General features: G+C 69.1%; 1 protein-coding gene. It reads right to left on the minus strand.

Going from position 1 to position 1,109, the window contains the following annotated elements; genetic code table 11:
• On the minus strand, window positions 1-1,109 hold a 1,109-nt coding region (locus tag ACYVDE_RS23685), incomplete at both ends, for a PAS domain-containing protein (RefSeq protein WP_460503982.1).

Below are 1,109 nucleotides of genomic sequence, written 5' to 3' on the forward strand. Positions count from 1 at the left end.
CGCACATCCTGCACCACGGCGGCCAGGTCGACGGCGCTCAGGGCCGGCGCGTGCGCCTGCTGCAGTTTGGATATGGCGGTGAGGTGGTCGAGGGTGCGCTTGAAGCGTTCGACCGAATCGAGCATGCGCGCGAGGGTGGGGGCAATGATGTCGGGCTCGGCGGCCACGGCCGGGGGCAGCTCCTGGCGCAGCACGTCGAGCAGGCCCTCGATGTTGGCGATGGGCGCTTTGAGGTCGTGCGAGGCGGTGTAGATGAAGGTGTCGAGGTCGGCGTTGGTGCGGCGCAGCTGCTCTTCGGCCTGCTTGCGGTCGGTGATGTCAATGGCCGAGCCCACGTAGCCGTAGAGCTCGCCGCCGGCCAGGTAGCTGGGCGCGCCCTGGGCCAGCAGCCAGCGGAACTGCCCGTCGTGGCGCCGCATGCGGTGCTCCAGCACGTAGGGCTGGCGGTGGGCAATGGCCTGGGTGAGGGTGTCCTGCGTGAGGGCCAGCTCGTCGGGGTGCAGGTAGGGGCCCCAGCCGGTGGCGGCGTACTGCTCCTCGGTGTCGAGGCCCACGAAGTCGAGAAACGCGCGGTTGACGTAGCGAATGCTCGCATCGGGGTGCACGGCCCACACCATGTTGGGGGCGGCGTCGGCCATGGTGCGGAAGCGGGCTTCGCTTTCCTGCAACTCGGCCGTGCGGACCTGCACGCGGGTTTCGAGGGCTTGGTTGAGCTGCTCCATCTGCTGGCGGGCCCGCACCTGCTCGGTTACTTCGGTGCCCACCGTGAAAATGCCGCTTACCTGCCCGTCGGGCCCGCGCTGGGGCTCAAATACCGTGTTCCAGTACACCTCTTCCTGCCGGCCGTGGCGGTAGATGGTGGTGGGCTGCTCGCTGAAGGTGTGCGTGATGCCGGTGGTGTACACGCGCTCGAAATTGGCCCGCACGGCGGGCGTGTCGGCCTCGGGCAGGGCCTCAAATACGGGCCGGTGCAGCACATCGGCGAGGGTACGGCCCCAGATGGCCAGCGTGGCGGCGTTGGCCAGCTTGATGCGGAACTGCGGGCCGTGGTGCAGGGCCACGGCCACCGGGGCCAGTTCCAGAAAGTGCTGCAGCTCGTGGCGGCTCTG

It is taken from the genome of Hymenobacter agri (assembly GCF_054778495.1).